The organism is Ruegeria sp. CDSB013 (assembly GCF_059611165.1).
The window spans coordinates 232,344-257,481 of the sequence record NZ_JBXWPA010000003.1 but is presented as its reverse complement, the minus strand read 5'-3'; the positions used below and the strand labels follow the sequence as shown (position 1 = coordinate 257,481).

At 57.4% G+C, this 25,138-nt stretch carries 22 protein-coding genes; 8 read left to right on the top strand and 14 right to left on the bottom strand.

The features are described from left to right. The first annotated feature begins 594 nt into the window (after nt 1-594). A complete protein-coding gene (locus AC2FJF_RS07430) occupies nt 595-1,752 on the top strand; it encodes a DcaP family trimeric outer membrane transporter (RefSeq protein WP_496724289.1) in 1,158 nt (385 codons plus the stop codon). 86 nt (nt 1,753-1,838) lie between these two features. On the opposite strand, the gene AC2FJF_RS07425 is transcribed toward AC2FJF_RS07430, so the two are convergent. The 3 genes from AC2FJF_RS07425 to AC2FJF_RS07415 all read right to left on the bottom strand — a co-directional run bounded on the left by AC2FJF_RS07425 (nt 1,839) and on the right by AC2FJF_RS07415 (nt 4,457). Beyond that, the gene (locus AC2FJF_RS07425; RefSeq protein WP_058276835.1) at nt 1,839-2,192 is read right to left on the bottom strand and encodes a hypothetical protein; all 354 of its coding nucleotides are present in this window, start codon (nt 2,190-2,192) and stop codon (nt 1,839-1,841) included. 136 nt (nt 2,193-2,328) lie between these two features. Continuing rightward, nucleotides 2,329-2,814 carry a DUF6497 family protein gene (locus tag AC2FJF_RS07420; protein WP_496724287.1) on the bottom strand — a complete coding sequence of 162 codons (486 nt, stop codon included), beginning with the start codon at nt 2,812-2,814 and terminating at the stop codon, nt 2,329-2,331. 110 nt (nt 2,815-2,924) lie between these two features. Next, nucleotides 2,925-4,457, bottom strand: coding sequence for an acyl-CoA carboxylase subunit beta (locus tag AC2FJF_RS07415; protein WP_496724285.1), 1,533 nt, complete (start codon nt 4,455-4,457; stop codon nt 2,925-2,927). 183 nt (nt 4,458-4,640) lie between these two features. On the opposite strand from AC2FJF_RS07415, the gene AC2FJF_RS07410 reads away from it, so the two are divergent. Both AC2FJF_RS07410 and AC2FJF_RS07405 read left to right on the top strand, forming a co-directional pair. Continuing rightward, the gene (locus AC2FJF_RS07410; RefSeq protein WP_496724283.1) at nt 4,641-5,846 is read left to right on the top strand and encodes a multidrug effflux MFS transporter; all 1,206 of its coding nucleotides are present in this window, start codon (nt 4,641-4,643) and stop codon (nt 5,844-5,846) included. 65 nt (nt 5,847-5,911) lie between these two features. Beyond that, nucleotides 5,912-7,312, top strand: a complete 1,401-nt coding sequence (locus AC2FJF_RS07405; RefSeq protein ID WP_496724281.1) for a helix-turn-helix domain-containing protein — start codon at nt 5,912-5,914, stop codon at nt 7,310-7,312. A gap of 66 nt (nt 7,313-7,378) precedes the next feature. On the opposite strand, the gene AC2FJF_RS07400 is transcribed toward AC2FJF_RS07405, so the two are convergent. The 6 genes from AC2FJF_RS07400 to AC2FJF_RS07375 form a co-directional block, all read right to left on the bottom strand. Beyond that, on the bottom strand, nt 7,379-7,618 hold the full coding sequence (locus AC2FJF_RS07400) for an HP1242/YdcH family protein (RefSeq protein WP_496724279.1): 240 nt from the start codon (nt 7,616-7,618) through the stop codon (nt 7,379-7,381). 91 nt (nt 7,619-7,709) lie between these two features. Beyond that, complete coding sequence (gene betA, locus AC2FJF_RS07395; protein ID WP_496724277.1) at nt 7,710-9,368, bottom strand: choline dehydrogenase; 1,659 nt, start codon at nt 9,366-9,368, stop codon at nt 7,710-7,712. 73 nt (nt 9,369-9,441) lie between these two features. After that, on the bottom strand, nt 9,442-10,950 hold the full coding sequence (gene betC / locus AC2FJF_RS07390) for a choline-sulfatase (RefSeq protein ID WP_496724275.1): 1,509 nt from the start codon (nt 10,948-10,950) through the stop codon (nt 9,442-9,444). Further along, the gene (gene betI / locus AC2FJF_RS07385; RefSeq protein ID WP_496724274.1) at nt 10,947-11,519 is read right to left on the bottom strand and encodes a choline-binding transcriptional repressor BetI; all 573 of its coding nucleotides are present in this window, start codon (nt 11,517-11,519) and stop codon (nt 10,947-10,949) included. The genes betC and betI overlap by 4 nt, the downstream gene beginning before the upstream one ends. 88 nt (nt 11,520-11,607) lie before the next feature. Then, the gene (locus AC2FJF_RS07380; protein ID WP_496724272.1) at nt 11,608-12,516 is read right to left on the bottom strand and encodes a DMT family transporter; all 909 of its coding nucleotides are present in this window, start codon (nt 12,514-12,516) and stop codon (nt 11,608-11,610) included. Between the two features lie 40 nt (nt 12,517-12,556). Then, a complete protein-coding gene (locus AC2FJF_RS07375; protein WP_496724270.1) occupies nt 12,557-13,156 on the bottom strand; it encodes a LysE/ArgO family amino acid transporter in 600 nt (199 codons plus the stop codon). Between the two features lie 86 nt (nt 13,157-13,242). Here AC2FJF_RS07375 and AC2FJF_RS07370 point away from each other — a divergent pair, with 86 nt between their 5' ends. Further along, nucleotides 13,243-14,139: a LysR family transcriptional regulator ArgP gene (locus tag AC2FJF_RS07370; RefSeq protein WP_496724268.1), complete on the top strand. Its 897-nt coding sequence runs from the start codon at nt 13,243-13,245 to the stop codon at nt 14,137-14,139. Here AC2FJF_RS07370 and AC2FJF_RS07365 read toward each other — a convergent pair. Continuing rightward, a complete protein-coding gene (locus AC2FJF_RS07365; RefSeq protein WP_496724266.1) occupies nt 14,136-15,407 on the bottom strand; it encodes an MFS transporter in 1,272 nt (423 codons plus the stop codon). The two genes, AC2FJF_RS07370 and AC2FJF_RS07365, sit on opposite strands and share 4 nt — an antisense overlap. 156 nt (nt 15,408-15,563) lie before the next feature. Beyond that, nucleotides 15,564-16,304, bottom strand: coding sequence for a YebC/PmpR family DNA-binding transcriptional regulator (locus AC2FJF_RS07360; RefSeq protein ID WP_496724264.1), 741 nt, complete (start codon nt 16,302-16,304; stop codon nt 15,564-15,566). 110 nt (nt 16,305-16,414) lie between these two features. On the opposite strand from AC2FJF_RS07360, the gene AC2FJF_RS07355 reads away from it, so the two are divergent. The 4 genes from AC2FJF_RS07355 to AC2FJF_RS07340 all read left to right on the top strand — a co-directional run bounded on the left by AC2FJF_RS07355 (nt 16,415) and on the right by AC2FJF_RS07340 (nt 21,541). Continuing rightward, entirely contained in the window at nt 16,415-18,187 is a 1,773-nt protein-coding gene (locus AC2FJF_RS07355; RefSeq protein ID WP_496724262.1) for an SLC13 family permease, read from the top strand. 16 nt (nt 18,188-18,203) lie between these two features. Then, a complete protein-coding gene (locus AC2FJF_RS07350; RefSeq protein WP_496724260.1) occupies nt 18,204-18,938 on the top strand; it encodes a glutamine amidotransferase in 735 nt (244 codons plus the stop codon). Between the two features lie 72 nt (nt 18,939-19,010). Beyond that, nucleotides 19,011-19,868 (top strand): bile acid:sodium symporter family protein, encoded by an 858-nt coding sequence (locus tag AC2FJF_RS07345; RefSeq protein ID WP_496724258.1) that lies wholly within the window; start codon nt 19,011-19,013, stop codon nt 19,866-19,868. Nucleotides 19,869-19,879: 11 nt separating this feature from the next. Continuing rightward, complete coding sequence (locus tag AC2FJF_RS07340; protein ID WP_496724256.1) at nt 19,880-21,541, top strand: FAD-binding dehydrogenase; 1,662 nt, start codon at nt 19,880-19,882, stop codon at nt 21,539-21,541. Between the two features lie 14 nt (nt 21,542-21,555). Here AC2FJF_RS07340 and AC2FJF_RS07335 read toward each other — a convergent pair whose 3' ends face one another. The 3 genes from AC2FJF_RS07335 to AC2FJF_RS07325 all read right to left on the bottom strand — a co-directional run bounded on the left by AC2FJF_RS07335 (nt 21,556) and on the right by AC2FJF_RS07325 (nt 25,079). After that, entirely contained in the window at nt 21,556-22,296 is a 741-nt protein-coding gene (locus AC2FJF_RS07335; RefSeq protein WP_496696020.1) for a YbaY family lipoprotein, read from the bottom strand. Between the two features lie 98 nt (nt 22,297-22,394). Beyond that, complete coding sequence (locus AC2FJF_RS07330) at nt 22,395-24,173, bottom strand: SLC13 family permease (protein WP_496724255.1); 1,779 nt, start codon at nt 24,171-24,173, stop codon at nt 22,395-22,397. Between the two features lie 90 nt (nt 24,174-24,263). Then, the gene (locus AC2FJF_RS07325) at nt 24,264-25,079 is read right to left on the bottom strand and encodes a TIGR00282 family metallophosphoesterase (protein ID WP_496724253.1); all 816 of its coding nucleotides are present in this window, start codon (nt 25,077-25,079) and stop codon (nt 24,264-24,266) included. Nucleotides 25,080-25,138: the final 59 nt, after the last annotated feature.

Genomic DNA, 25,138 nt, shown 5'->3' with positions numbered 1-25,138 from the left:
CTTGTTATTCAATAACAGGCAGTCCTGAACGGAGATTTGCGCAAATTTGTGCCGCTTTACGCCTGGATATTGCGCAAAGAAAAACGCGGGCAGGGCTTTGTGCACATCACAAGCCTGCCCGCGGAAGGAAGGGGTACGGAATAGTAGGTGCTTGTGCGACGCAGGCAAAGTAGAGCCGCACGGCTTAATCAGGTTGCTTGGCACAATCAAATGCGTAAACAACGTATTGTTTCCGGTCAGGATTCCGGCTGGAAATCGCCCATTGGGCGAATATGCGCGCAGATTCGTGCCGAGATCAGGTGCGGTTTTAAGTGAGAAACGCGAGGCCAATGCCGTCACGTTGCTGTTACTTTTCCTCAGCAATTGGTCTGTTTCTGCGCCTGCAACATCACGGGTTGCGGAAAAGGGCCTCAGAAATTCTCTTCTCAAACGCAAAGGGTTAACCGATCTGTTCACCATAGGGTGAAAACGGCTCGGAAATTTTGCACGTTTCCTTGAGAAACTAGGCGCTTTCCATCCCGTTCTCGTGATTTCCTTCAAGTTCCCTTGCGTGGAACGGTACCCGTGCACACTCGCACACAAGGAAACATCCACATGATTGCAAAGAGAAAAACGGCGTTGCTGCTTGCCGTATCCGCGCTTGGCATATCCGGCGCGGCTGCTTTCGCCCAAGACGCCCAGACGCAAACGGAACTTGATGCCCTGCGTGCCCGCGTCGAGGCCCTCGAGGCCGCAAAACCCGGCGCTGGCACTGGCGATCTTCGAATCGGAAACACCACGCTTGATGTTTATGGGTACGTTAAGGCTGATTTCTTCTACGACACCGACTTTGAACTGGGCGACCTTGCCGATGCGACCCGAATTGGCGAGCCAGCAAACGCCACCAGCGGCACCTTTGGGGCCACCGTGCGCCAATCGCGCATCGGGCTTCGGACCAATACGCCGTCTGCCATCGGCGATATTGCGGGCCAGCTGGAACTGGACCTGTTTTCCGGCGGGACGGATGGGCCTGCTGAACTGCGCCTGCGCCACGCCAATATCCGCATTGGCGACAACTGGTTGATCGGTCAATACTGGACCAACTTCCAGCCGCTCGACACCTACCCGACAACCGTCGAATTCAACGGCCCCGTTGGCATTCCTTTCGCTCGCGTTCCTCAAGTGCGCTATACGAACACGCTGGGCTCTGACACAACCTTTGCGGTGGCGATCGAGGAGAACGTTGGCGGCTCGGATTCGAATGATCCCGTCCTGACCGGCTCCATCGAATACAACAACGGCACCTACCTGGCCCGCGCCTCGGCTTTGTACGGTAAGGCACAATCCGGCGCGGTCGAAGTGGATCAGACCGGCTATACCCTCTCGGCTGGCATCCGGCCCTGGCAAGGCGGTCTGTTTCAGGTCAACTATGTCGACGGCGAGGCTTTGGGCCCCTACCTGATCGCTGCCGGTGACGCCATCGTCAATGGACAGGCCAACGACGTGGATGGATTTACCGTGGAATTCCGCCAGGAACTGAGTCCCAAATGGAATGTCGGCATCGCCTACGGGCAAGAAAACTATGATCTGCCGACCTCGACCGGGACCCTGTCCTTTACCGAAGTTGAAACGATCCACGTGAACGCCTTCTACAAGGCGACCGACAATCTGACCCTTAGCGCCGAATTTTTCTACGGCGAACGAAACGACGCACCGACCGGGCGCACATTTGACAGCAATCGCATTCAACTGGCAGCCCAGTTGAACTTCTGACCGCACATTCCGGCCCTGCCCCGATGTGGGCAGGGTTCCGGGCTCTGACGGCACCACGAAGGTATGTGCGACAGCGGTTTGCACGATCAGCGCACCCCGTCGAAAATTTCGGGGAAGGAAATCCGGCCCACATTCGGATCAATTACCAAAAGCGCATCATAACTAGCCGGATCAAACGGATCTTCGGCCGGAATGACCTCGCGTTCGAAAAGCCAGCAAAGACGACCGGCATCCAAATTGCCCCGCTCAAACGGTTGGTCGCCAAAATGCGCCCACAGGGCTTCCATAAAGGCTGCATCCGCGCGCTTATCCGCGGGTTTACGATCTCGAAACCGCTCGCGGCGGGTCAGGGGCGTCACGCCTTTGGGATTGGCCCGACGAATGATGAACTGAAAGTCAGTACCCGGCAGGCGCCCGGGAAATCCGCGATGTTTCAGCATGGTTCCACCTCAGTTGCACAAGGGGTCATGGGGATCAGATATTCACATCCGTCACAGGATGATGTCATGGTGCGCACCTCCAAAGCCGCGTAGCTGTTCAGAAATGCCCTGACGAGATGAATAGAGAGATTCATGGTCAAAGCCCCTCCCAGATACACCGGGATTGTTCCAGCCGGTAGGCTTCAAAGAACTGCGTGGCATCATGGGATGTACGGCCAAATTCGATGGGTCGGTCAGACAGGGAAATGACCACCCGGGCGGCGTCCAGTTCGTATTTGGCCACATAGGTAACCGCCAGCGTCTGGCACAGATGTTCCATATCGACCGAGGCGACATCGTACCCGATCCGGCCAATATCCGAACCGATCTTGGGCGCAATAAAGCGAAACCGCACCCAAAGTTCACCGGGGTTGTTGTCCAGCAGAACGTCGCTCAGATGCACTGGCTGTCCGGACGGAACCGGCAACAGGTTTTCGGTATCAGCCAGAACGGGGACCGCAAAAATAGACAGTACAACAGCTAAGGCGCGATCCCGGACCCGCCTCAGGCGAGCTCCTCTCTCCGGGATCGCGCGCGCCTGGCTTTCGGCCCGCGCTGTTCTATGTCTGATTGGGCAACTCATTAGCAGTTGTGGCCTCAAAGTCAATTTTGCACCCAAGTAATCTGCCCTGACCGGTTGTCCGAGACGCCGCCCAAACCGTTCCGGCCGGGCAGATTTCTTGGCATATTCCCTTAAAGGGGAATGTTATCGTGCTTTTTCCACGGGTTCTTCAGCTGCTTGTTCCGCAAGCTGGCAAAGGCCCGCGAAACGCGACGGCGGGTCGATTGCGGCATGATCACCTCATCGATAAAGCCCCGCTCGGCCGCGACAAACGGGTTCGCAAACCTGTCCTCGTAGTCCTGCGTGTGCTGTACAATTTTCTCGGCATCGCCCAGATCGGCACGGTGAATGATCTCGGTCGCGCCCTTTGCGCCCATCACCGCGATTTCGGCTGTAGGCCACGCATAGTTGAAGTCACCGCGCAGGTGCTTGGACGCCATAACATCATAGGCACCACCATAAGCCTTACGGGTGATGACGGTAACTTTTGGCACCGTGGCTTCACCGTAGGCAAACAACAGCTTGGCGCCGTGCTTGATCACTCCGCCATATTCCTGCGACGTCCCCGGAAGGAATCCAGGCACATCTACCAGCGTCAGGATCGGAATTTCGAAGCAATCGCAGAACCGCACAAACCGCGCGGCCTTGCGCGAGCTGTCGATGTCCAGACAACCCGCCAGAATCATCGGCTGATTGGCTACAACGCCCACTGTCTGCCCTTCAAGCCGGATGAACCCGGTAATGATGTTTTTGGCAAAATCCTCCTGAATTTCGTAGAAATCGCCCTCATCCGCCACTTTGGTGATGAGTTCCTTCATGTCGTACGGCGTATTAGGGTTGTCGGGGATCAATGTATCCAGCGAGGTTTCCAGACGGTCGGGTTCGTCAAAGAACGGGCGCACTGGCGGTTTTTCGCGGTTGTTGAGCGGCAGGAAATCAACCAAACGGCGCACCTCGGCCAGTGCTTCAACGTCGTTCTCAAACGCTCCGTCAGCAACTGAGGATTTCTTGGTATGGGTCGACGCCCCACCAAGTTCCTCGGCGGTAACGACTTCGTTTGTGACCGTCTTGACCACGTCGGGGCCGGTCACAAACATGTACGAAGTGTCTTTGACCATGAAGATAAAGTCGGTCATCGCCGGGCTGTAGACTGCGCCGCCAGCACAGGGTCCCATGATCACGCTGATCTGCGGAACCACGCCTGACGCCATGATGTTGCGCTGGAAGACCTCGGCGTAACCAGCCAGCGACGCCACGCCTTCCTGAATTCGCGCCCCGCCCGAGTCGTTGATGCCGATCACCGGTGCACCGTTCTGAACGGCCATATCCATGATCTTGCAGATCTTCTGAGCATGGGTTTCCGACAGTGAGCCGCCAAAGACTGTAAAGTCCTGGCTGAACACATAAACCATGCGACCATTGATCGTACCCCAGCCAGTAACGACACCGTCACCCGCTGGCCTTTGCTTCTCCATCCCGAAATCGGTACACCGATGGCTGACAAACATGTCGAATTCTTCAAAGCTGCCTTCATCCAGCAACAGTTCGACCCGTTCGCGCGCAGTCAGTTTGCCGCGCGAGTGCTGTGCGTCGATGCGCTTTTGTCCACCACCCAGCCGCGCGTTGTCGCGACGGTCTTCAAGTTCGGAAAGGATGTCTTTCATAACGATGATCCCCTGTAAAATCTGGCCGGACACTATACGCTGATGCCGCGAGACCAAAGTATCTTTCGGCAAATTTGCAAATCTTTTCCAATCACCTTCGTGAATATTGTAAACTTGCTAATTTTCACTCGCAAAACGCATGATGGATGGCATTCCCATCCGTGGTGACTATACACGTGAACCATGCAGTTTAGTTCTTCGTCGGCGCATCGCTCGCCTCCTAAAATTACCACTCTGGTTTTGCTGTCCGGATTGTCCGCGCTCAGCCTCAATCTGTTTTTGCCGAGCCTGCCCAATATGGCACTGCACTTTCAGGCCGACTACAAGGTCATGCAACTGTCGATTGCCCTGTACCTGCTGGTCAATGCGGTGCTTCAGATCCTGATCGGACCAATTGCCGACAAGGCGGGGCGCCGTCCCGTTCTACTTTGGGGGTTGGTCCTTTTTTTGGCGGCGACGTTGGGCTGCATCTATGCACCCAACGTCCAGGTCTTTCTTGTTTTCAGAATGTGTCAGGCAATCATCGTGGTCGGCATGGTTCTTAGCCGTGCGGCGGTTCGGGACCTATATGATCAGGACCAGGCGGCGTCGATGATCGGTTACGTAACGATGGGCATGGCCATTGTCCCCATGATCGGACCCGCGATCGGAGGCCTGTTGGAGGAGAGCTTTGGCTGGAAAGCCAACTTCTGGCTGCCCTTCGTTCTTGGCGTAATGACGCTGGTGCTAACTTACTTAGATTTTGGCGAAACCTCAGCCAAGAGCGGCAAAACACTGGTTCAACAATTCCGGGAATACCCCGAACTGCTGGGTTCCCCGCGATTTTGGGGCTATTCGCTATCATCCGCGCTGTCGTCTGGCGCCTTCTTTGCCTATCTGGGCGGCGCTCCTTTTATCGGCACCGAACTATTCGACCTCAGTGCCGCCGAGGTCGGCATCTACTTTGGCGCCCCAGCCGTAGGATACTTTTTTGGCAATTTCTTCAGCGGTCGCTATTCCGTTCACTTCGGCGTCAATCGAATGGTACTTTGGGGCTGCTGGCTGAACGCAGCAGGCGTTGCAATGTCCGCCATCTTGTTTCTGGCCGGCTTCGGAACAGCGCTCAGCTTTTTTGGATTCATGACCTTCGTCGGCATTGGAAACGGCATGACGATTCCCAACGCGACATCCGGCGCGCTTTCGGTGCGACCGCATCTGGCCGCCACAGCATCCGGACTGAGTGGAGCGATCATGCTGGGCGGCGGCGCGGGCCTCAGCGCCCTTGCAGGAGCTTTGCTAACGCACGAAACCGGTGCAATGCCCTTGCTCTGGCTAATGCTGACAACCTCGGTCCTGGCGGTCTGCGCAATTTTGTCTGTCATTCGACGCGAACGGCAACTAGGCCTTTGACACGGCTTGCCTATGACGGTTTGCAAAGTTAGCTTACCGATTTAGGAAAGTTGCAAAGGCTCAACATGGCGACTCAGAAACTTTATGCAGGTGCAAAGCTGCGTGAAATGCGTACGCGCTTGTCACTTACCCAAAAGGAATTTGCCGCTAAACTGGGTGTTTCCCTGCCCTATCTGAACCAGATGGAGAACAACAACCGTCCGATTTCGACTACGGTCGTTCTGGCGCTGGCGCAAGAATTCGGAATGGATGTCACCGAGTTGAGCACCGGCGACAGTGAGCGTCTGGTCTCGGACATGCGCGAAGCATTGGCCGATCCGGTCTTTGACGACGCTGTTCCACCGCTCGCCGATCTCCGCCTCACGGCTTCAAACGCACCTGCTCTGGCACGGGCCTTCATTGCCCTGCACCGCACCTATCGTCAGACGCATGAACGCCTGGCCTCCCTTGACGAAGCATTGGGGCGCGAAGACGCACAAATCCAGGCTAGCCCATGGGAGGAAGTGCGGGACTTCTTCCACTATTGCGACAACTACATCGACGCGGTGGACCGCGCGGCTGAACGATTTGCCGGGCGCGCCGGGGATGCAGGCGGCATACGTGCGGCAGCCCTGGACAGCCTCGCCGAGCGCGGCATTCGGGTACAATTCCCGGACATCGATGAAACCCGAAAGTACGACGCAGAGAACAAAACACTGCGGCTTTCGTCCAGAACCGCACCACAAACTCAGGTGTTTCAGTTGTTGTTGCAGGTTGCACTGATCAGCCAGGATAAACTTCTTGAAGCAACGCTGGATTTTGCCAAATTTCACAGCGACGAAGCCCGTGCCATTGCCAAGATCGGGCTGGCAAACTATTTCGCCGGCGCATCGTTGATGCCTTATGCCAAATTTCTGGCCACAGCTCAGGAATATCGTCACGATCTTGAACTGCTTAGCAACCGGTTTGGCGCGTCAATCGAACAAGTGGCGCACAGGCTTTCGACCCTGCAACGCCCTGGCGCCAAAGGCATTCCGTTTTTTTTCGTGCGCGTCGATCAGGCTGGTACGATCACCAAAAGACACTCGGCCACGCGCCTACAATTTGCCCGGTTCGGCGGCGCCTGCCCCCTATGGAACGTGCACCGCGCTTTCGAAACACCCGGCCATTTCCTGCGACAACTGGCAGAAACACCCGATGGTGTTCAGTATATATCTTTGGCTCGGGACGTGTCGAAATCGGGCGGCTCATACGGCGCACCTGTGCGCCGTTACGCGATTGCACTAGGTTGCGAGGTGCGCCACGCCGAGGCGCTGGTTTATGCCGACAATCTGGATTTTAACAACGCCAGCGCTTACGAGCCAATTGGCATATCCTGCCGTATCTGCGAGCGGCCGAATTGTCATCAGCGATCGGTCCCGCCATTGGAAAGACGTCTGACAATCGACGCCCATACCCGCGGCACCTTGCCCTATGAAGTCACCTGATCTTCACCTGACCTAAAATATCCCGCGGAAGGCGTGCCGCGACGGGGGCAGAGCCCCCGCTGTTTTTCAGGGCTTGGACAAGATCGCCCAGATCTCGTCTTTCAGAACCGCACGTCTTTTACGCAGATCTGTCTCAGCGATATCATCCATCGGTTCGACATTGGTTTCGGCACGATGAACCTCGCGGTTGATCTCATGATACTCGTCCGCCAGCCGTGAAAAATGAGCGTCTGTTTGCTTAAGCTGGCTCATCAGCTCAACCTTGTCCGGAAACTCTTCGGCCAGTTCGTGCGGGGTATGGGACATTCCTGTTCGCTCCTCAAAATATGTTGTTGCGATTCAAGTCTATTCGTCCGGTCCCCGTCAATCTTTGACGCGGATCAAATCATGCTTTCGATCATCGCTGCGCAACCGCCCATTGGGGATTAATCCAAGGTTGGTCATTGGCTGCTGGCAGGGCATCCTTACCCAGCAGATGATCGGACATCTTCTCACCCACCATGATAGACGGCGCGTTTAGATTGCCATTGGTAATCTGTGGGAAGATTGAACTGTCGGCAACGCGCAGACCGTCCACGCCAATAACGCGTCCCTCGGGATCGACCACAGCGTTTTTGTCATCTGCCCGACCCATCCGGCAGGTTCCACAAGGGTGATACGCGCTTTCGGCATGTTCCGCGATAAAGGCATTGAGCGCTTCGTCAGACTGCACGTCCGCACCCGGCTGGATTTCTTTTCCCGAATAAGGTTTGAACGCATCCTGCCCGAAAATCTCACGCGTCAGGCGAATACAGGTGCGGAAATCCGCCCAATCCTCTTCATGGCTCATGTAGTTGAAGCGGATCACCGGCGCGTCTTCGACCTTGGCCGACCGCAGCGTCACCGCCCCGCGCGACGGCGAGCGCATCGGCCCGACATGCGCCTGGAAACCATGACCTTCGGCTGCGGCCTGGCCATCATAGCGAACGGCAATTGGCAGGAAGTGATATTGAATATCCGGATATTCTACGCCCGGCTTGGAGCGAATAAACGCCGCACTTTCGAATTGGTTGGATGCACCCAGACCGGTCTTTGTGAACAGCCACTGCGCCCCGATCAGACCTTTGCTGATCAGGTTCCAATGTTTGTACAGCGTGATCGGCTGCAAGGACGCTTGCTGAATGTAAAGCTCCAGATGGTCCTGAAGGTTCGCACCCACACCCGGGCGATCTGCGACAACGTCTATCCCGTGTTCAGCCAAATGCGCCGCCGGACCGATGCCAGACAGCATCAGCAGCTTGGGAGAGTTGATGGAGGACGCGGCAAGAACCACCTCGCGCCGGGCGCGGATGACCTCTGTCTTGCCACCTCTGATCAATTCGACCCCGATTGCGCGGCCGTTTTCCATGACCACCTTTGAGGCCAGTCCGCGCACGATATCGCAGTTATCGCGCTTGAGCGCAGGTTTCAGATACGCATTCGCCGCCGACCAACGCCGTCCTTTCCAGACGGTTTGCTCCATCGGGCCGAAGCCTTCCTGCTTTTCACCGTTATAGTCGCCGGTAACTTCGTATCCCGCCTGCTGTCCCGCATCGACGAAAGCCTGAAACAGCGGGTTCTCGCGCGGTCCGCGCGAAACATGCAGCGGTCCATCGGTGCCACGCCATGTCGGATCGCCGCCATGGCCACCATCATGCCAGGTCTCCATGCGTTTGTAATAGGGCAGCACATCCGCATAGGACCAGCCATCGGCACCCATCTCGGCCCAAGTGTCAAAATCACGCGCGTGGCCACGAACGTAGACCATGCCATTGATCGAAGACGATCCACCAATAACCTTGCCGCGCGGACAAGCCAGTTCGCGGTTATTCAGGTGCGACTCGGGCTCGGACTTGTAACCCCAATCGTACATCGGCATGTTCATCGGATAGCTCAATGCCGCTGGCATCTGGATGAACGGACCAGCATCAGTCCCGCCGTGTTCGATCACCAATACCGAGGCCCCGGCCTCGCTCAGGCGATACGCCATTGCGCAGCCTGCCGATCCTGCGCCAACGATGACGAAATCTGCTTCCATTTTCTGGTCTCCATATCCAGCCGAACCAAATTTCTGATCGTCCGGCAGGCGTATTTTCGAAAAGGTGAAGAGGTTACTCGCCGCGCGGGAAGCGGGCGTTTTCCTCTACGACATTCAGATCCATGTGATTGCGCATGTAGCGCTCAGATGCCTTCTGCAGTGGCTGGTAGTCCCACGGGTAATACCCACCCTGCCGCAACGCCTCATAGACAACCCAGCGGCGCGCTTGACTGGCACGGACGTCGGCATCGAACTGGTCCAGATCCCAGCGTGCCTCGGATTTCGCGCGCAAAGTTTCCAGCGTGCCTGCGTGTTCTGGGTGTTCCGCAAGGTTTTCCAATTCATGCGGATCATTTTCCAGATCGTACAGTTGATCGGGGTCCAGCGCGCAGCGATTGTATTTCCACTTACCATAGCGCAGCGAAACCAGCGGCGCATATGAGGCTTCGGCCGCATATTCCATCTTCACCGGGGCAGTTCGTTCGGTGCCATTGGCCAAAGGCACAAGGTCTTCGCCATCGGTCCACGGCGCGATCTCGGCCATATCTACGCCCGCCAGTGCGCCAAGGGTTGGCGTGACGTCGATTGTCGAAACCGGCGTGTCGATACGGCCTGCCGGTATATCCGGCGCGGCAATCATCAACGGCACGCGTGCCGACCCTTCGTAGAAGTTCATTTTAAACCACAGGCCCCGTTCACCCAGCATGTCGCCGTGATCCGAGACAAACATGATTATCGCCTCTTGCCGGGTTGTTTCCAGCACCTCGAGGATTTCACCGATCTTGTCGTCCAGATATGAGATATTGGAAAAGTACGCGCGGCGCGACTTGCGAATGTCTTCTTCTGTGATGTCGAAGCTGCGCCAATCATTGGCATCAAAGATACGCTTTGAGTGCGGGTCCTGATTGTCATAGCCAATGTCTGCAACCTCGGGCTGCAGGTGTTCGCAGTCTTCGTACAGATCCCAATACTTGCGGCGCGCCACGTAAGGGTCATGCGGGTGGGTAAAGCTGACGGTCACACACCACGGGCGGTCGTCCTTGCCGCGAGCCAGATCGTACAGCTTGGCTTTAGCGTTGTATGCGACCTCGTCGTCATACTCCATCTGGTTGGAAATCTCGGCCACGCCTGCGCCCGTCACCGAGCCCATATTGTGGTACCACCAGTCAATCCGTTCACCGGGCTTGCGGTAATCCGGCGTCCAGCCAAAATCAGCCGGGTAGATATCGGTTGTCAGGCGGTCCTCAAACCCGTGCATCTGATCTGGGCCGACAAAGTGCATCTTACCGGACAGGCAGGTGTAATAGCCCGCGCGCCGCAGATGGTGCGCATAGGTCGGGATGTCGCTGCGGAATTCTGCGGCGTTGTCATAAACACCCGTGCGCGAAGGCAGCTGACCGGACATAAAGCTGGCCCGCCCCGGCGCGCACAGAGGCGACGCGGTATAGGCGTTGGCAAACCGGGTCGACCGTTCAGCAAGCTTCTTCAGGTTCGGAGCGTGAAGCCAGTCAGCGGGACCGTCTGGAAAGAGGGTCCCGTTCAGCTGATCCACCATCAGGATCAGAATGTTCGGTTTTGTCATTTTTCAGCCTCGAGCAGAGTGTTGAGGACACGCATCGCTTGATTGACCGCCAGCTGCGGTTCTTCCGGCGCGCTGAGTGCGGCGCGGATATATAGCCCGTCGATAAGGGCGATCATGTTTTCGGCCGCTTCGGCCGGATCGTTCAGCAACGGGCGCAGGGCGTGGGTCAGGTTCGACCGGATACGCGCCTGATAGATTTGCCACAGGCGCAAGGCGTCATCATTGGTTTGGGCCAACACGTAAAATGTCATCCACGCAGCGATGACATCCGGTGTGAAACATGATGGTGCAAAACAGGCCCGGATAATGGCCTGCGCGCGTTCCTGCGGGACAGCATTCTTCAGCTCCTGCCTAGCCTCGTCGGCAAAGTCCGACAGGATGCGGCGCATGGCAGCCAGAAAGATCTGATCTTTGCCACCGAAATAATGATGCGCCAGCGCGCTGGACATACCTGCCCGTTTGGCGATCTGGCTGACAGTCACATCAAGGGATTTCTTCGACCCGAGTTCGGCAATTGTTGCCTTGACGATCGCGTCACGGCGGATTGGCTCCATTCCGAGTTTCGGCATCGCTATCCCCTCACTAAGTATAGTGAGAAAACGCTAAGGGCTTTTTATTGACTCGTCAATCAATAACGTTTCACGCGACCACCAATGGTCAGAGTTTGGGTGCGATGCTGGGGGTCGTCAAGCTGCTGCGGTTCAAAACCGCTTCGCGCCAGGCAATGAAACTGACCGCTAGCAGAATCACCGTTCCACCCGCGACTACCCAGATATCGATGCTTTCATTGAAAACCAGCGCGCCCAACAAGGTGGCCCAGATCAACTGCAGGAACGTAACCGGCTGTGTGACCGCGACCGGGGCCGCCTTAAGTGCGATCGTCATGAAATAGTGGCCCGCCGTGGCAAAACTGGCCACCAGAAACAGCACGCCGAGGTCGCGCAAGCTGGGCGTGGTCCAAACCGCAATTGCAAAAGGGATCAAAGCTATGGTCACCCAGATCGACATATGCGCCACAACAACTGACGGCGGCAGATCACGCACAAGCACTTTGGCGATCAGATAGGATCCGCCCAAGGTCAGGGCCGTGCCCAGCATGGTGATATGACCCAGTGAAATCTCACGAAAACCCGGCCTTAAGATGATCAGAACGCCAACCAGTGCCACGACAATCGCGGCGATCCGACGGATGGCCAGCTTCTCGCCCAGAAACAACGCGGCCCCCAACGTGACATAGACCGGCGTCATGTAGTTCATCGCCGTGACCTCAGCCAGCGGGATCTGTGTCATCGAGAAGAACCACAGCATCACTGCAAATGCGTGGACGACACCGCGTGTCCCCAGCAACACGATGTGGCTGCGTGTAAGGTGGGTTTTCAACACCAGGCGCAACGCCGGCAACAGAAAGATCAAGCCGAAGGCAAACCGCAGGAACGCAGCCTGCGTAGGGTCCATCGTGGGGCCCAGCGACTTTACCAATGCGGTCATGACCACAAACGACAAGCCTGCCGAAAACATCCAGAGCATGCCAGCCACGGGGCGGTGTTGGGCGGTTAAAGTTGACATGTTAACGGTTGAACACCGAATACTTGGCAGAGGCAACCCGTCACATCAATACAAGCTTTGCGGCAATTGCCAGCATGACCACGCCGATTATTAAATCCAGCACCTGCCACGCCCGTGGTCTTGTGAAAATCGGGGACAGCATCCCTGCCCCGTAGCCCAGCGAAAAGAAGAACACAAAGCTGGACGTCATTGCCCCAAGCGCAAAGGCCAGCCGATCCTCATACTGCGCGGAGATTGACCCAATCAGCACAACTGTATCCAGATAGACATGCGGATTCAGCCATGTGAACGCAATAACGGTCAGCAGAACAGATTTCAGGCTGACCCGCTTACCCTCGCCGATCTCCATCACCGCTCCGCCGCGCCAGGCCGAACTCAGGCTGCGCAAACCGTACCATATCAGGAAGATCGCCCCGCAATATCGCATGACAGTCTCGAACCAGGGCAACGCGTGCGCCAATGTTCCGAAACCCGCAACGCCGGCGGCTATGAGAATGGCATCAGAAACCGCGCAAGTCAGGCACAGTGGGAATACGTGCTCGCGCCGCAATCCCTGACGCAGAACAAAGGCGTTTTGCGCGCCAATGGCGAGGATCAGGCTGAAACCAAGCACAAAGCCTGCGATCAAGGATGTGGACATGAAACCTCCGATAGTCTGAGGCGTTGACTACTTGCTTACCGAACATCTATCAAATTAAAGAAACTGACCTGAGTTAAGTCTGTCTAATGCTACTGGATCCAAACCACCTGACTGCGCTGTCTGCCATCCTGCGTCATGGCAGTTTTGACGCGGCCGCCTCAGAACTTGCGGTTACGCCTTCCGCGGTTTCACAGCGGATCAAGGCGCTGGAAGACCTTGTCGGCGCAACCCTGATCAATCGCGGAACGCCCTGCACGGGTACTCCGATGGGTTTGCGTATTGCTCAACACGCCGAGGACATCGGGTTACTTGAGACGCATCTGGCCCGCGAACTGACGCTTGATCAAACCAACGGCCCCGCGCGCGTGCGCGTCGCCGTGCCAGCCGACGTTCTGGCGACGTGGTTCATCAATGTCATGTCTCAGGTTGACGGCCTGCTGTTCGATCTGGTCGTTGACGATCAGGATCATTCGGCGGAATGGCTGAGGCGCGGAGAGGTCAGCGCCGCCATAACGGTCGGAGGTGATACAGTCCCAGGCAGCGACGCCGTCGCCCTTGGCGCCCTGCGGTACATCCCCACGGCCAGCCCCGATTTCATACGCAAATGGTTCGCGGACGGTGTAAATGTCGAGACGTTGTCCCGCGCCACCTGTTTGACATTCAACCGCAAGGATGGGCTGCAAAAAGCCTGGATTACCCGGCAGACAGGTCAACGGCTATCACCCCCTTCGCATTTCCTGCCGTCCTCTCAAGGGTTTGTAGAAGCGGCCATTGCGGGGATTGGTTGGGGAATGAATCCGGAAAGTCTTGCGCGCCCAGCGCTGGAAGATGGCCGGTTATGCCCTTTGGTACCGGGCGCGCGGCTTGACGTAGGGCTGACCTGGCAGGTGGGTCGTGTGCTATCCACGGCGTTGGCCCCGCTGACTAACGCAGTCAAACGCGCCGCCAATGGTGCCCTGCTTCCTGCTGACACGGCAGACTAGGACTGAACCGCTTTTTTCTCGCTGGGTACAACCACACGGTAACAGGCGACCGCCGCGAAAACGCTTGTGGCGACGATGAAGGCGATTGCCCAGGCGACCTCGTGCAAATGCGCAACGCCTGCCAACGCGGCCGAGAGCAATACGCCAGAGATCCGGCAAATGCTCTTGATCGCTGCGGCACCTTTGACCCTCTGATCTTTTGGGGCAACGTCCAGGAAGTACAACTTGCGGGCACTGCTGATCCCTGTCACCGCAACAGTGACAACGAACAAGGCAATGGCGTGTAAGTGAACGTCATGGTCCATGCCCAGAAAGTGCACGGACAAAAGCGCACCGCCCGTCAGTGCCACCATTAGGTTCCCGGTGACCATCACGGCGCGATGCGATTTCATGTTCACCAATTGCCACAGTGGGGCAGATACAAGATACCCCGACGCCGACGACACGATCATCGCCGTCAGCCCTCTGGCCGAGTCGTGGTGCGCTTCGGCTGCGATCAGCGCAAAGAACGGTACGGACAGGGATACGACAACAAGCGGCATGCGCATGATCATGTAACGGCGGAACCAGCGCTGATCAAACATTGCGGCGATATCGGTGAAGTTATCGAGGAACTTTCGCTTCTTGACCCGTTGCGCGCCCTGTTCCTGGGTGGGACCGACGGTTTCGGACATCATTAGAATCGACAGGCCGGACAGGACAAAGAATGTTACCGAAACGGCGATGACTGCGGAATGGCGCGAAAACGGTGGGTTTTCTTTGGTGATCTCGTGAACCAGCAACGCCAATCCGATTGCGCCCAACCCACCCACCCCCAGCTGCAGATAATGCATGATCATCCGCGATTTGGAGCGCACCTGATTGCCCAGCAGATCGGTATACATCAGCGACTGAATTTCTTCGATCAAACCGATCATGAAAAATGCCGCGACAAAAGCCACACCTATGACCGGAACGACACCTGTTGAGGCCACCAACAAAGCCAAAATCAGGCAGGCACCGATTGCGACCTCAGTCATCGCGATTGCACGTTTCTTGCGGTCACGCGCTGCGATGGGATACGCGAGGAAAACATCCGAGATCATGCTGCCAACCATCCGCACCGACACCAGCGCGCCGGCTATGAACATCGGAAGCTCAAGCGACACGGCCAGAAATGGCAAGACCACGGATGGGCTGCCTAGGGTCCACGCCACCTGAGACAGAATGCTTTGCCCAGCCAGGACCGGAACGTTTCTTTTCGATGTGTCCAGTGACTTGTCAGTCATTTGCGCGCTTGGGTTCCTCGGCTCGCAAAAGGGCGTGCCACTTGGGTTTGACCAATCCATGGTACTCAGTTCCACGCAACCGGCCAAGAACCCCCTGTGTCAAAAATGAAAAACCCGGCCAAAGACCGGGTTTTCTTTCTTCTTTTTTGACTTGGATCAGAGCTGAGCCATGACCTCGTCCGTGGCTTCGAAATTCGTCGTCACACGCTGAACGTCATCGTCGTCTTCCAGCGCATCGACCAGTTTCATCAGTTTTTGCATGTCTTCCAGACCCAGCTCGGTTGTGGTCGTGGGCTTCCAGACCAACTTGGTGGAATCGGTTTCCCCCAGCGCAGCTTCAAGGGCGCTCGACACTTCGTTCAGGTCGGTATCGGCACACCAGATGATATGCCCTTCTTCCGAGCTTTCGACATCTTCGGCACCGGCTTCGATTGCGGCTTCGAACACGGTGTCCGTGTCGCCAACGGAACCCGGGTAAACCACTTCGCCCTTGCGTTCGAACATGAAGCCAACTGAACCGGTTTCGCCCAGGTTGCCGCCGTTCTTGGAAAAGGTCGAGCGCACAGTCGAAGCGGTGCGATTGCGGTTGTCGGTCATCGTCTCGACGATCACCGCCACACCGTTCGGGCCATAGCCCTCATACCGGATCTCTTCGTATTCATCGCCTTCGCCCGCCGTCGATTTCTTGATCGCGCGGTCGATGACATCTTTTGGAACCGACTGTGACTTGGCTTCTTTCACGGCCAAACGCAGCCGTGGGTTTTTTTCAGGATCCGGGTCGCCCATCTTGGCAGCGACGGTGATCTCTTTCGACAGTTTGGAAAACAGTTTGGACCGCGCGGCGTCCTGACGCCCCTTGCGGTGCTGGATGTTGGCCCATTTGGAATGGCCTGCCATATTGCGTCCTCGTCATCGTGATTGCGTATTCGGCGCTCATATAGACGTTTGCGGGGCCAAGGATCAAGAGAGCGGCTTGCGACAGGCGCCGCGAAGGGTATGGTGACCGCATGACGACAGACCAGATTATTCTTTTTTCCCTTTTCGCCACTGTGTTTGGAATGCTGCTTTGGGGGAAGTTCCGATACGACCTTGTGGCCTTCACCGCGCTATTGATCGGAGTTACGCTGGGTGTTGTGCCGGTCGATGACGCCTTTGCCGGGTTCGGACACCCCGCTACGATCATCGTCGCTTTGGTATTGGTTGTCTCGGCCGGGTTGGTGCGTTCGGGCGCTGTTTTCCTGATCACCCGCACGCTGGTCGATGCCTCGCGCGGGCTTGGCGCGCACATCGCGCTGATGGGCGGGATTGGCGCTGTTCTGTCGGCTTTTATGAACAATGTGGCCGCGCTGGCGCTGCTGATGCCGGTCGATATCCAGACCGCGCGCAAGGCGGGGCGGCCGGTCGGACTGACGCTGATGCCGCTGAGCTTTGCCACTATTCTGGGTGGCATGGCCACGTTGATTGGAACGCCGCCTAACATCATCATCGCATCGATCCGGGCTGAGACTTTGGGTGAACCATTTCGCATGTTCGATTTCGCCCCCGTCGGTGGATTGGCAGCGATTGCCGGGCTGGCATTTGTCGCGCTGGTCGGATGGCGGTTGATTCCCAATCGCGGAACACAGGAAGAGGCCTCGGAAACCCTTGCTGAATACATCGCGGAACTGACGGTCCCGCCAGAATCGCCGCAAATTGGGAAGCGTGTCAGCGAGCTTTATGAGGCCGCCGAGAAATCCGACGTGGCCATCATCGGCCTTATTCGAGATGGCAAACGGCGCTATGGCCGGTCGGCCCATGCTACAATCAAACCGGGCGACGCATTGGTGTTAGAGGCCCGCCCCGAGGCGCTAGACGAATTTCGCACCGCGCTGAACCTCGATTTCTCGGATACCCGCCGTCAGGAACTACTAAAAGCCGAAGGCGATGGTCTTGAAGTGATTGAGGTTGTTGTGCCGCTAAACGCACGCGTCACCGGTCGTACCGCGCAAGGCCTGGGATTGGCCTGGCGTCAAAGCACCGTTTTGATGGGGATTTCACGTCAGGGCCGTCGCATTACCGAACAGGTCCGCAAAACTCAGATTGAGGCGGGCGATATTCTGTTGCTGCTTTGCCCGCGTGACCGCAGTGCCGATGTAACGGAATGGCTGGGCTGCTTGCCGCTGGCCGAACGCGGCTTGAATGTTACCGCCAACGAAAAGGCGTGGCTGGCCATTGGTCTGTTTGCCGCCGCCGTGCTGGCGGCCAGTGTCGGGTTGATCTACCTGCCTATCGCCCTGGGGCTGGTCGTCGTCGCTTATGTGCTGACCAAGATCATGCCGATTGCAGATATCTACAATCATATCGAGTGGCCCGTTGTCGTTCTGCTAGGTTCAATGATCCCGCTAGGCAGCGCATTGGAGACGTCAGGCGGTACAGAACTGATTGCGAATGCGTTGATTCAATTGACCGACGGGCTGCCGGCATGGGCCATTCTGACCGTTTTGATGGTGGTTACCATGACCCTGTCAGACGTGCTGAACAACACGGCCACGGCCATTGTTGCGGCTCCGGTCGGTATCCAGATGGCCCGAACGCTTGAGGTTTCACCCGACCCATTTCTGATGACGGTTGCCGTTGCTGCCTCAGCCGCGTTCCTGACGCCGATCGGGCATAAGAACAATACGCTGGTGCTGGGGCCCGGAGGGTATCAGTTTGGTGATTATTGGCGCATGGGGTTGCCGCTGGAAATCCTGATCATTGCGGTTTCCATCCCCGCCATCCTTGTGTTCTGGCCTTTGTGACGGATAAGAGCCATTCATGACACGATTTCTGATCCTGCAACTGCGCCCTGAAACCGATGCTTCGGATGCCGAATATGCCTCGATCCTGGACAAAACCGGGCTGAAACCCGAGCAAATCCATCGCATTCGTCTGGATTGCGAGGAATTGCCTGCGGATCTGGATGTCACGGACTATGCCGGGGTGATCGTCGGCGGTGGACCGGGATGCGTCAGTGACGATCCAGCAACCAAATCGGAAACCGAGGCGCGTACCGAGGCGGCCATCATGGGATTGATGCCGCAGATCATCGCGCAGGATCATCCCTTTATGGGCTGCTGCTATGGGCTGGGCATTCTGGCCGCCCATCTTGGCGGTGACGTCAGCAAAGAGAAATACGGTGAACCTGTCGGACCTTCGACTTGCCACCTGACTGCAGACGGAGCGCAAGACCCGCTAACGGCAGGGCTGACCGGAACATTCGACGCCTTCGTGGGCCACAAAGAGGCCGTGCAGGCGCTGCCGAACGGGTGCATCCATCTGTTGGCCTCGGACCCCTGCCCGTTTCAGATGATCCGCTGGGGGCAGAATGTTTATGCCACGCAATTCCACCCCGAGGCGGACGCGCGCGATTTTGAGCAGCGCATCAATATCTACAAGAACCACGGCTATTTTCCGCCCGAAGACGCCCAGCGCCTGATCGACATTTGTCACGCAGCGGACGTCACGCAACCGGCCGAAATCCTCCGCAGATTTGCCGAACGCTATGGGTGACCCGACGGCGTTATTGCCTGATCCGCAACCGCTCGCTTAGGCTGGCCCGAACGGCTTTGGGAGGAGTTGTTCTTGGATCTTCTAATAAATGTCGGCCTGCCGCTGTCGCTGGCCATTATCATGCTGTCTCTGGGCGTTGGGCTCGAAGTCGCTGATTTCCGCCGCGTGCTCAGCCGGCGCTATCCTTTCGCCATCGGCGCGTTGTGCCAGGTTGTGTTGCTGCCGGTCGCGGCATTTGTCACGGTCACACTTTTTGCGTTGCCACCCGAGATCGCTGTCGGCTTCATGATCCTCAGTTTTTGCCCCGGCGGTGTGACCAGCAACATCCTGTCGAAACTGGCCAAAGGTGATGTCGCCCTTTCGGTCAGTTTGACGGCCGTCATCAGCCTGCTTTCGATGGTCACCGTGCCCTTTCTTGCCGCGTGGTCAGTGAACTATTTCATGGGCGATGCGGCACCCGAGGTTTCCATCACGGGGTTGGCCATTGCGATGTTCCTGATCACTACGTTGCCCGTGGCGCTTGGCGTCACACTGCGCGGCTTTGCAACTGACTTTGCAAAGCTGCTTGAGCCTGTGCTGTCCAAGATTGCAACTGTCCTCTTCATGCTGATCGTTCTGGCGGCGCTGGCTGGTAACTGGCAGCTTTTTGTCGATAACCTGGGAGTTATGGGCGCGGGTTTGATCTCATTGAACATCGCATTGTTGCTGATCGGTTTGGGGCTGGCGCGCGCAGCAAACCTGACGTGGGACGAAAGCAAGACGGTCTCCATCGAAACCGGAATACAAAACTCGACACTTGGGATTACACTGGCTGCATTGATCACGGCGACGGAAAGCGGGTTCAGCCCGTTGGCTCTGCCGTCGGCTGTGTACGGAATAACGATGTATGTTGTGGCCTTGCCCTTCATCCTTTGGTTCCGCAGCCGCTGAAAGGAAAAGACATGGCGAATAACTCTGCCGATGCCATCGTCGTGGGGGCTGGGCTGGCCGGGTTGGCCGCCGCAGCTGAACTGGGCGACCGGGGCAAAAAGGTGATCGTGGTCGATCAGGAACCCGCGCATTTCCTGGGCGGTCAGGCGTTCTGGAGCCTTGGTGGGCTCTTTATGGTCGACACGCCGGAACAGCGGCGCATGGGGATCAAAGACAGCTATGATCTGGCACTGCGCGACTGGATGGGCAGCGCGCAGTTCGATCGTGACGAGGACGCATGGCCCAGGAAATGGGCCGAGGCCTATGTCGAATTTGCCGCCGGCGAAATGCGCCCTTGGCTGCATGACATGGGCCTGCGCTGGTTTCCGATAGTCGGCTGGGCCGAACGCGGTGGATCATATGCGGATGGTCACGGCAATTCTGTGCCCCGCTTTCATATCACCTGGGGCACCGGCCCAGGTGTTCTGGAACATTTCAAACGCCGAGTGCGTGACCATGTCAGCAATGGGTTGATCGAGCTGAAATTCCGCCATCAAGTCAGCCACATCATCATGCAGAACGGCGCGGCCAAGGGAGTGTCGGGCGAGGTTCTGGCCGACGACACCGCACCCCACGGCGCCAAGACCAACCGCGATGAAGTCGGCGAGTTCGAATTTTACGCCCCGGCCGTTATCGTCACGTCCGGCGGCATCGGAGGCAACTTTGAAATGGTGCGCAAAAGCTGGCCACGCGACCGTCTGGGCGAGCCGCCAAAAGACATGGTCGCTGGCGTGCCATTCCACGTCGATGGACGCATGATCGGTATCAGCGAAAAGGCTGGCGGTCATGTCATCAACGGCGACCGGATGTGGCATTATACCGAGGGCGTTCGTAACTGGAATCCGATCTGGCCATCGCACGGCATTCGCATTCTGCCCGGCCCAAGCTCGATGTGGTTCGACGCTGAAGGCAACCGGTTGAAACCGCCGTGCCTGCCGGGTTTTGATACATTGGGGACGCTGAAGGAAATCCTGAAAACCGGCCATGAATACAGCTGGTTCGTCCTGACCCAGAAGGTAATCAAAAAAGAGTTCGCTCTGTCCGGGTCTGAACAGAACCCCGACATGACGGACGGTGGATGGAAAGAGGTTCTATTCCAACGCATTCTGACAGGCTCCAAGGCCACTGCTCCGGTCGAGGCGTTCAAGGAGCACGGCGAAGACTTCATCGTCGCCAATACCCTGACCGAGCTTGTTAACGGCATGAACCATCTGGGCGGAGGGCTGATCGATGAGGCGCATCTACGCGCCCAGATCGAGGCGCGGGATTCCCAGATCGACAACCCGTTCACCAAGGATGCGCAGATGGCCGCCATTCTGGCCGCGCGCAACTACCGTGGTGACAAACTGATCCGAACCGCCAAGCCGCACAAGTTCCTTGATCCGGCCAATGGCCCGCTGATCGCGGTGAAACTGCACGTGCTGACGCGCAAAACGCTGGGTGGGCTTCAGACCAATCTGGACAGTCAGATGGTGGGCGCAGACGGCAAGGTCATTCCCGGCCTATTCGCAGCCGGAGAGGTCGCGGGTTTTGGCGGCGGTGGCTATCACGGCTACAACGCGCTCGAAGGTTCATTCCTGGGCGGCTGCATTTTCTCCGGCCGCAATGCAGGACGGTCAAGGGCCGTCGCGTGACGGCCCCTTAAACCCTACTGTTCACGGGCAAACTGAACGACGGATTGCCCAGCACTGTCCAGCAACACCAGCGTATCGCCTTTGAACGCATATGCTGTCACCCCTTGTAGGGCTTTGAAAAATTGCCGCTCAACTTCATCCAGTGGGGGCGGACAGGCCATCAGGGTGGCGGCCATGTTGTCGGGGAATTCAATATTGTTGCCCGCAATCTCGGCTTGGCCGGAAAACCGGTTACATCCACCGCTGCCTGAGAACGCGCCATCATTGGCGAATGAAAGCGCGGGGCGCCTTTCGGTCTCAAGTGCTGCGCCATTCAGGCCGGTTGCAGTCCAGTTGGTGTTCTCCAGCACGGCTGCCCCGGGCGGTTGTACTTTGACCAGCATCAGATCGGTCGTGTTCCCGGCCCCATTCGTCAGAACAGGGTAGGCAGTATCGGTTGTGAACAACAGCTTGTCGCCCTGAAAGATCGAACCACGTACTACGTAGCGCATCCCCTCTTGAATAAGGGCGTCGTCATAGCTCAGCTCGAATTGTGCTGGCACTCCGGTCAGCGCATATCGTTTTGCCGACAGGGTCACAGACGGTGCGTCCGCGCGCGAGACGTCTTGCAATTGCACGTAAAGCGTCGCATCCGGTGGTACGGCGATACGCTCACGATATGCTGCAGTGCCTTCGATCGTTCCGCCGATGGCCGCGCCGCTCAGCAGGACTGATGTGGCCGCAACCGTAAGCGCAGTATATCCGGTCTTGAGCATTGGCGTGCTCCTTTTCGCAAAATCACTTATTCAAAACATTGTATGAGGTTTTGATTTTACAAGGACTTCGCCGGAAAACCAGCGGTTCCGTGCCGAACTCAAAGCGGCCAGATCAGAGGGATCAACAGCGAAGCCAGCAAACCCACAGTCAGATTCAGCGGCACGCCAACCTTCAGAAAATCTGTGAACCTGTACCCACCGGGGCCGTAAACCATCATGTTGGTCTGATATCCGATCGGCGTCGCAAATGAAGCCGAGGCTGCCACCATGACCGCCACCACCAGAGGACGCGGATCAACGCCCACGGCCTGCGCCAAACCGATGGCAATCGGCGTCACCACAACTGCCACGGCGTTATTCGACACTAGCTCTGTCAGCACAGAGGTCAGCAAATAGACCGCCCAGATGATCAGGAATGGTGGCAGGGCACCAAGACCCGGCGCCACGGCTTCGACAATTAAGGAAACTGCACCGGATTTATCCAAGGCCGCGCCTATGGCCAGCATTGAGAAGATGAGGGCCAGCAATCTTCCTTCGACAAAGGAAAACGCCTCATCCGCGTCGATGCAGCGTGTAATCAAAACTACCGCAACAGCCAGGATCGACAGCAGCAGGATGGGCGCAACGCCCAGCGCGGCCAGCACAACGATCCCGGTCAGCGCCCCGATGGCAATCGGCGCGTGGCTGCGGCGGAATGCGCGGGCAGAAGGTTGGGTCACATCGACCATATCCATATCAGCAGCCAGTTTCCGGATATCTGCAGGTGAACCCTCCAGCAGCAGCGTGTCACCGACCCGCACAACCAGATCATCCAATTGCCGCCCGATATTCTGGTTTCTCCGATGCACCGCCAGCACATAGACGCCATAACGGCGGCGTAAACGCATCGCGCCCAACGTCCGCCCCACCATGCGGCAACCCGGAGTGATCAGCACCTCGACCGTTTTCGTCTCAACCGCCGAGACCTGATCAACACGCTTGAGTTCCTTGTTGGTTTGCAGGCTCAGCAGTTCCGTCATCTCAGTCCGAAGAACGACACGGTCGCCAACTTTCAAAGCGACGCCCTTGAGGTTGCGCCGCAACGACTCGTCGCCGCGCACGACGTCGATCAGGCGCACGCCAGGACGTTTGAACAGCTGCACGCCCGTCACCTCACGCCCGATCAGGTTGCTGTCGGGGGGAATGACAGCCTCGGTAAAGAACTTCATCTTCGACCGATCGCTAAGCATTGTCGCCATGCTGTCCCGTTCCGGCAGCAGGCGCGGCGCGACAAACCGCAGGTAGAACATGCCGTAAATGACCAGCGCGATGCCCAGGGGCGTGACCTCGAAGATCGTAAACGGGGCCATCCCCTGGGACCGCGCGACACCATCAACCAACAGGTTGGTCGAGGTGCCGATCAAGGTCAGCGTGCCACCCAGAATGGCCGCATAACTAAGCGGGATCAGCAGTTTCGAGGCCGACACGTTCAGCGTCCGCGCGATCTGAACGAATACGGGGATCATAACGACCACTACGGGCGTGTTTGAAACCACCGCCGAGGCAAAGACAACAAAGGCCATCAGCGTTGCGATTGCGACCTTGGGACTTACCTGTGCCTGTTTTTGCGCGGTCGATGTGAATGCGTCCAGTGCTCCGGTACGCACCAATGCTCCCATGATGATGAACATCGCGGCAATCGTCCAAGGGGCCGGATTTGACAGAACGGCAAGTGCGCTTTGATAGGGCAGAATGCCCGTCACCAGCATCAAGGCCACGCCACCAATTGCGACCACTTCAGTCGGATAGGATTCGCGCAGGAACATGATGAACATGCCTGCAACGACCAACAGCGCCAGTATCGCGCTTCCCATTTCTGTCAGTTGAAGGAATTGCATTCTTGGTTTTCTGTCCGAACCCTGGCTTGGTTTACGCGCCCGTCAGGCAGTTTCACGCATTGCGCGCGACAGAGCAAGCCTGACGTGCCCTTACAGTGGGCCAGCTTGCTGTAGCCGCCCGCCAACGCGCACCATTTGAACAGATTTCGCCTGACCGTCCCGGTCGTCGGTTTCAACGAACACGCCACTTAGCGTGGCCTCGCCATTAGCCGGAGTGAACCGGGCCTTGGGCATGCCAGTGATAAACCGGCGCATCGGTTCCAGTTTGTCCATGCCGATGACCGAGTCATAATCGCCGCACATGCCCGCATCCGTCAGATATGCCGTGCCACCCGGCAGGATTTGCGCGTCCGCGGTTGGCACATGCGTATGCGTGCCCACAACAAGGCTGGCGCGTTTGTCGCAATAGTGGCCCATGGCCATCTTTTCGGAAGTCGCTTCACAATGCATATCGACGATGATCGCCTGCGCTTGCCCGCCACGCGGGTGCGACTTCAGGATTGGTTCAATAGCAGAGAACGGATCATCAAAGGGGCGTTTCATGAAGACTTGCCCCAACACCTGAACAACCAGAACCTTGCGCCCGCCCGGCGCGGTGTACAACCGGTGGCCCCTGCCCGGCGCGCCCTTGGCAAAGTTCACCGGGCGCACGATACGGGGTTCACTTTCGATGAATTGCAACATGTCTTTCTGGTCGAACGCGTGATCGCCCAGTGTCAGGCAATCGGCCCCGGCATCCAGCAGCAGCTTGGCGTGATCCCCGGTCAGACCCATCCCGTTTGATGCGTTCTCGCCATTGACCACGACAAAATCCAACCGCCATTCGTCGCGCAGACGCGGCAAATGTTGCTGAATGGCCGCGCGTCCGGCGCGGCCCATCACGTCACCCAGAAAAAGTATCCTCATTCGAACTGTCCTAAGTGTGGTATCTCTCAAGCACAAGTGGTTAAGCTGGCAGAATAAAC

Bases quoted from the DNA above. Each gene is read 5' to 3' on its own strand.
- AC2FJF_RS07430 (WP_496724289.1), top strand. From the start codon at position 595: ATGATTGCAAAGAGAAAAACGGCGTTGCTGCTTGCCGTATCCGCGCTT.
- AC2FJF_RS07425 (WP_058276835.1), bottom strand. From the start codon at position 2,192: ATGCTGAAACATCGCGGATTTCCCGGGCGCCTGCCGGGTACTGACTTT.
- AC2FJF_RS07420 (WP_496724287.1), bottom strand. From the start codon at position 2,814: ATGAGTTGCCCAATCAGACATAGAACAGCGCGGGCCGAAAGCCAGGCG.
- AC2FJF_RS07415 (WP_496724285.1), bottom strand. From the start codon at position 4,457: ATGAAAGACATCCTTTCCGAACTTGAAGACCGTCGCGACAACGCGCGG.
- AC2FJF_RS07410 (WP_496724283.1), top strand. From the start codon at position 4,641: ATGCAGTTTAGTTCTTCGTCGGCGCATCGCTCGCCTCCTAAAATTACC.
- AC2FJF_RS07405 (WP_496724281.1), top strand. From the start codon at position 5,912: ATGGCGACTCAGAAACTTTATGCAGGTGCAAAGCTGCGTGAAATGCGT.
- AC2FJF_RS07400 (WP_496724279.1), bottom strand. From the start codon at position 7,618: ATGTCCCATACCCCGCACGAACTGGCCGAAGAGTTTCCGGACAAGGTT.
- betA (WP_496724277.1), bottom strand. From the start codon at position 9,368: ATGGAAGCAGATTTCGTCATCGTTGGCGCAGGATCGGCAGGCTGCGCA.
- betC (WP_496724275.1), bottom strand. From the start codon at position 10,950: ATGACAAAACCGAACATTCTGATCCTGATGGTGGATCAGCTGAACGGG.
- betI (WP_496724274.1), bottom strand. From the start codon at position 11,519: ATGCCGAAACTCGGAATGGAGCCAATCCGCCGTGACGCGATCGTCAAG.
- AC2FJF_RS07380 (WP_496724272.1), bottom strand. From the start codon at position 12,516: ATGTCAACTTTAACCGCCCAACACCGCCCCGTGGCTGGCATGCTCTGG.
- AC2FJF_RS07375 (WP_496724270.1), bottom strand. From the start codon at position 13,156: ATGTCCACATCCTTGATCGCAGGCTTTGTGCTTGGTTTCAGCCTGATC.
- AC2FJF_RS07370 (WP_496724268.1), top strand. From the start codon at position 13,243: ATGCTACTGGATCCAAACCACCTGACTGCGCTGTCTGCCATCCTGCGT.
- AC2FJF_RS07365 (WP_496724266.1), bottom strand. From the start codon at position 15,407: ATGACTGACAAGTCACTGGACACATCGAAAAGAAACGTTCCGGTCCTG.
- AC2FJF_RS07360 (WP_496724264.1), bottom strand. From the start codon at position 16,304: ATGGCAGGCCATTCCAAATGGGCCAACATCCAGCACCGCAAGGGGCGT.
- AC2FJF_RS07355 (WP_496724262.1), top strand. From the start codon at position 16,415: ATGACGACAGACCAGATTATTCTTTTTTCCCTTTTCGCCACTGTGTTT.
- AC2FJF_RS07350 (WP_496724260.1), top strand. From the start codon at position 18,204: ATGACACGATTTCTGATCCTGCAACTGCGCCCTGAAACCGATGCTTCG.
- AC2FJF_RS07340 (WP_496724256.1), top strand. From the start codon at position 19,880: ATGGCGAATAACTCTGCCGATGCCATCGTCGTGGGGGCTGGGCTGGCC.
- AC2FJF_RS07335 (WP_496696020.1), bottom strand. From the start codon at position 22,296: ATGCTCAAGACCGGATATACTGCGCTTACGGTTGCGGCCACATCAGTC.
- AC2FJF_RS07330 (WP_496724255.1), bottom strand. From the start codon at position 24,173: ATGCAATTCCTTCAACTGACAGAAATGGGAAGCGCGATACTGGCGCTG.
- AC2FJF_RS07325 (WP_496724253.1), bottom strand. From the start codon at position 25,079: ATGAGGATACTTTTTCTGGGTGACGTGATGGGCCGCGCCGGACGCGCG.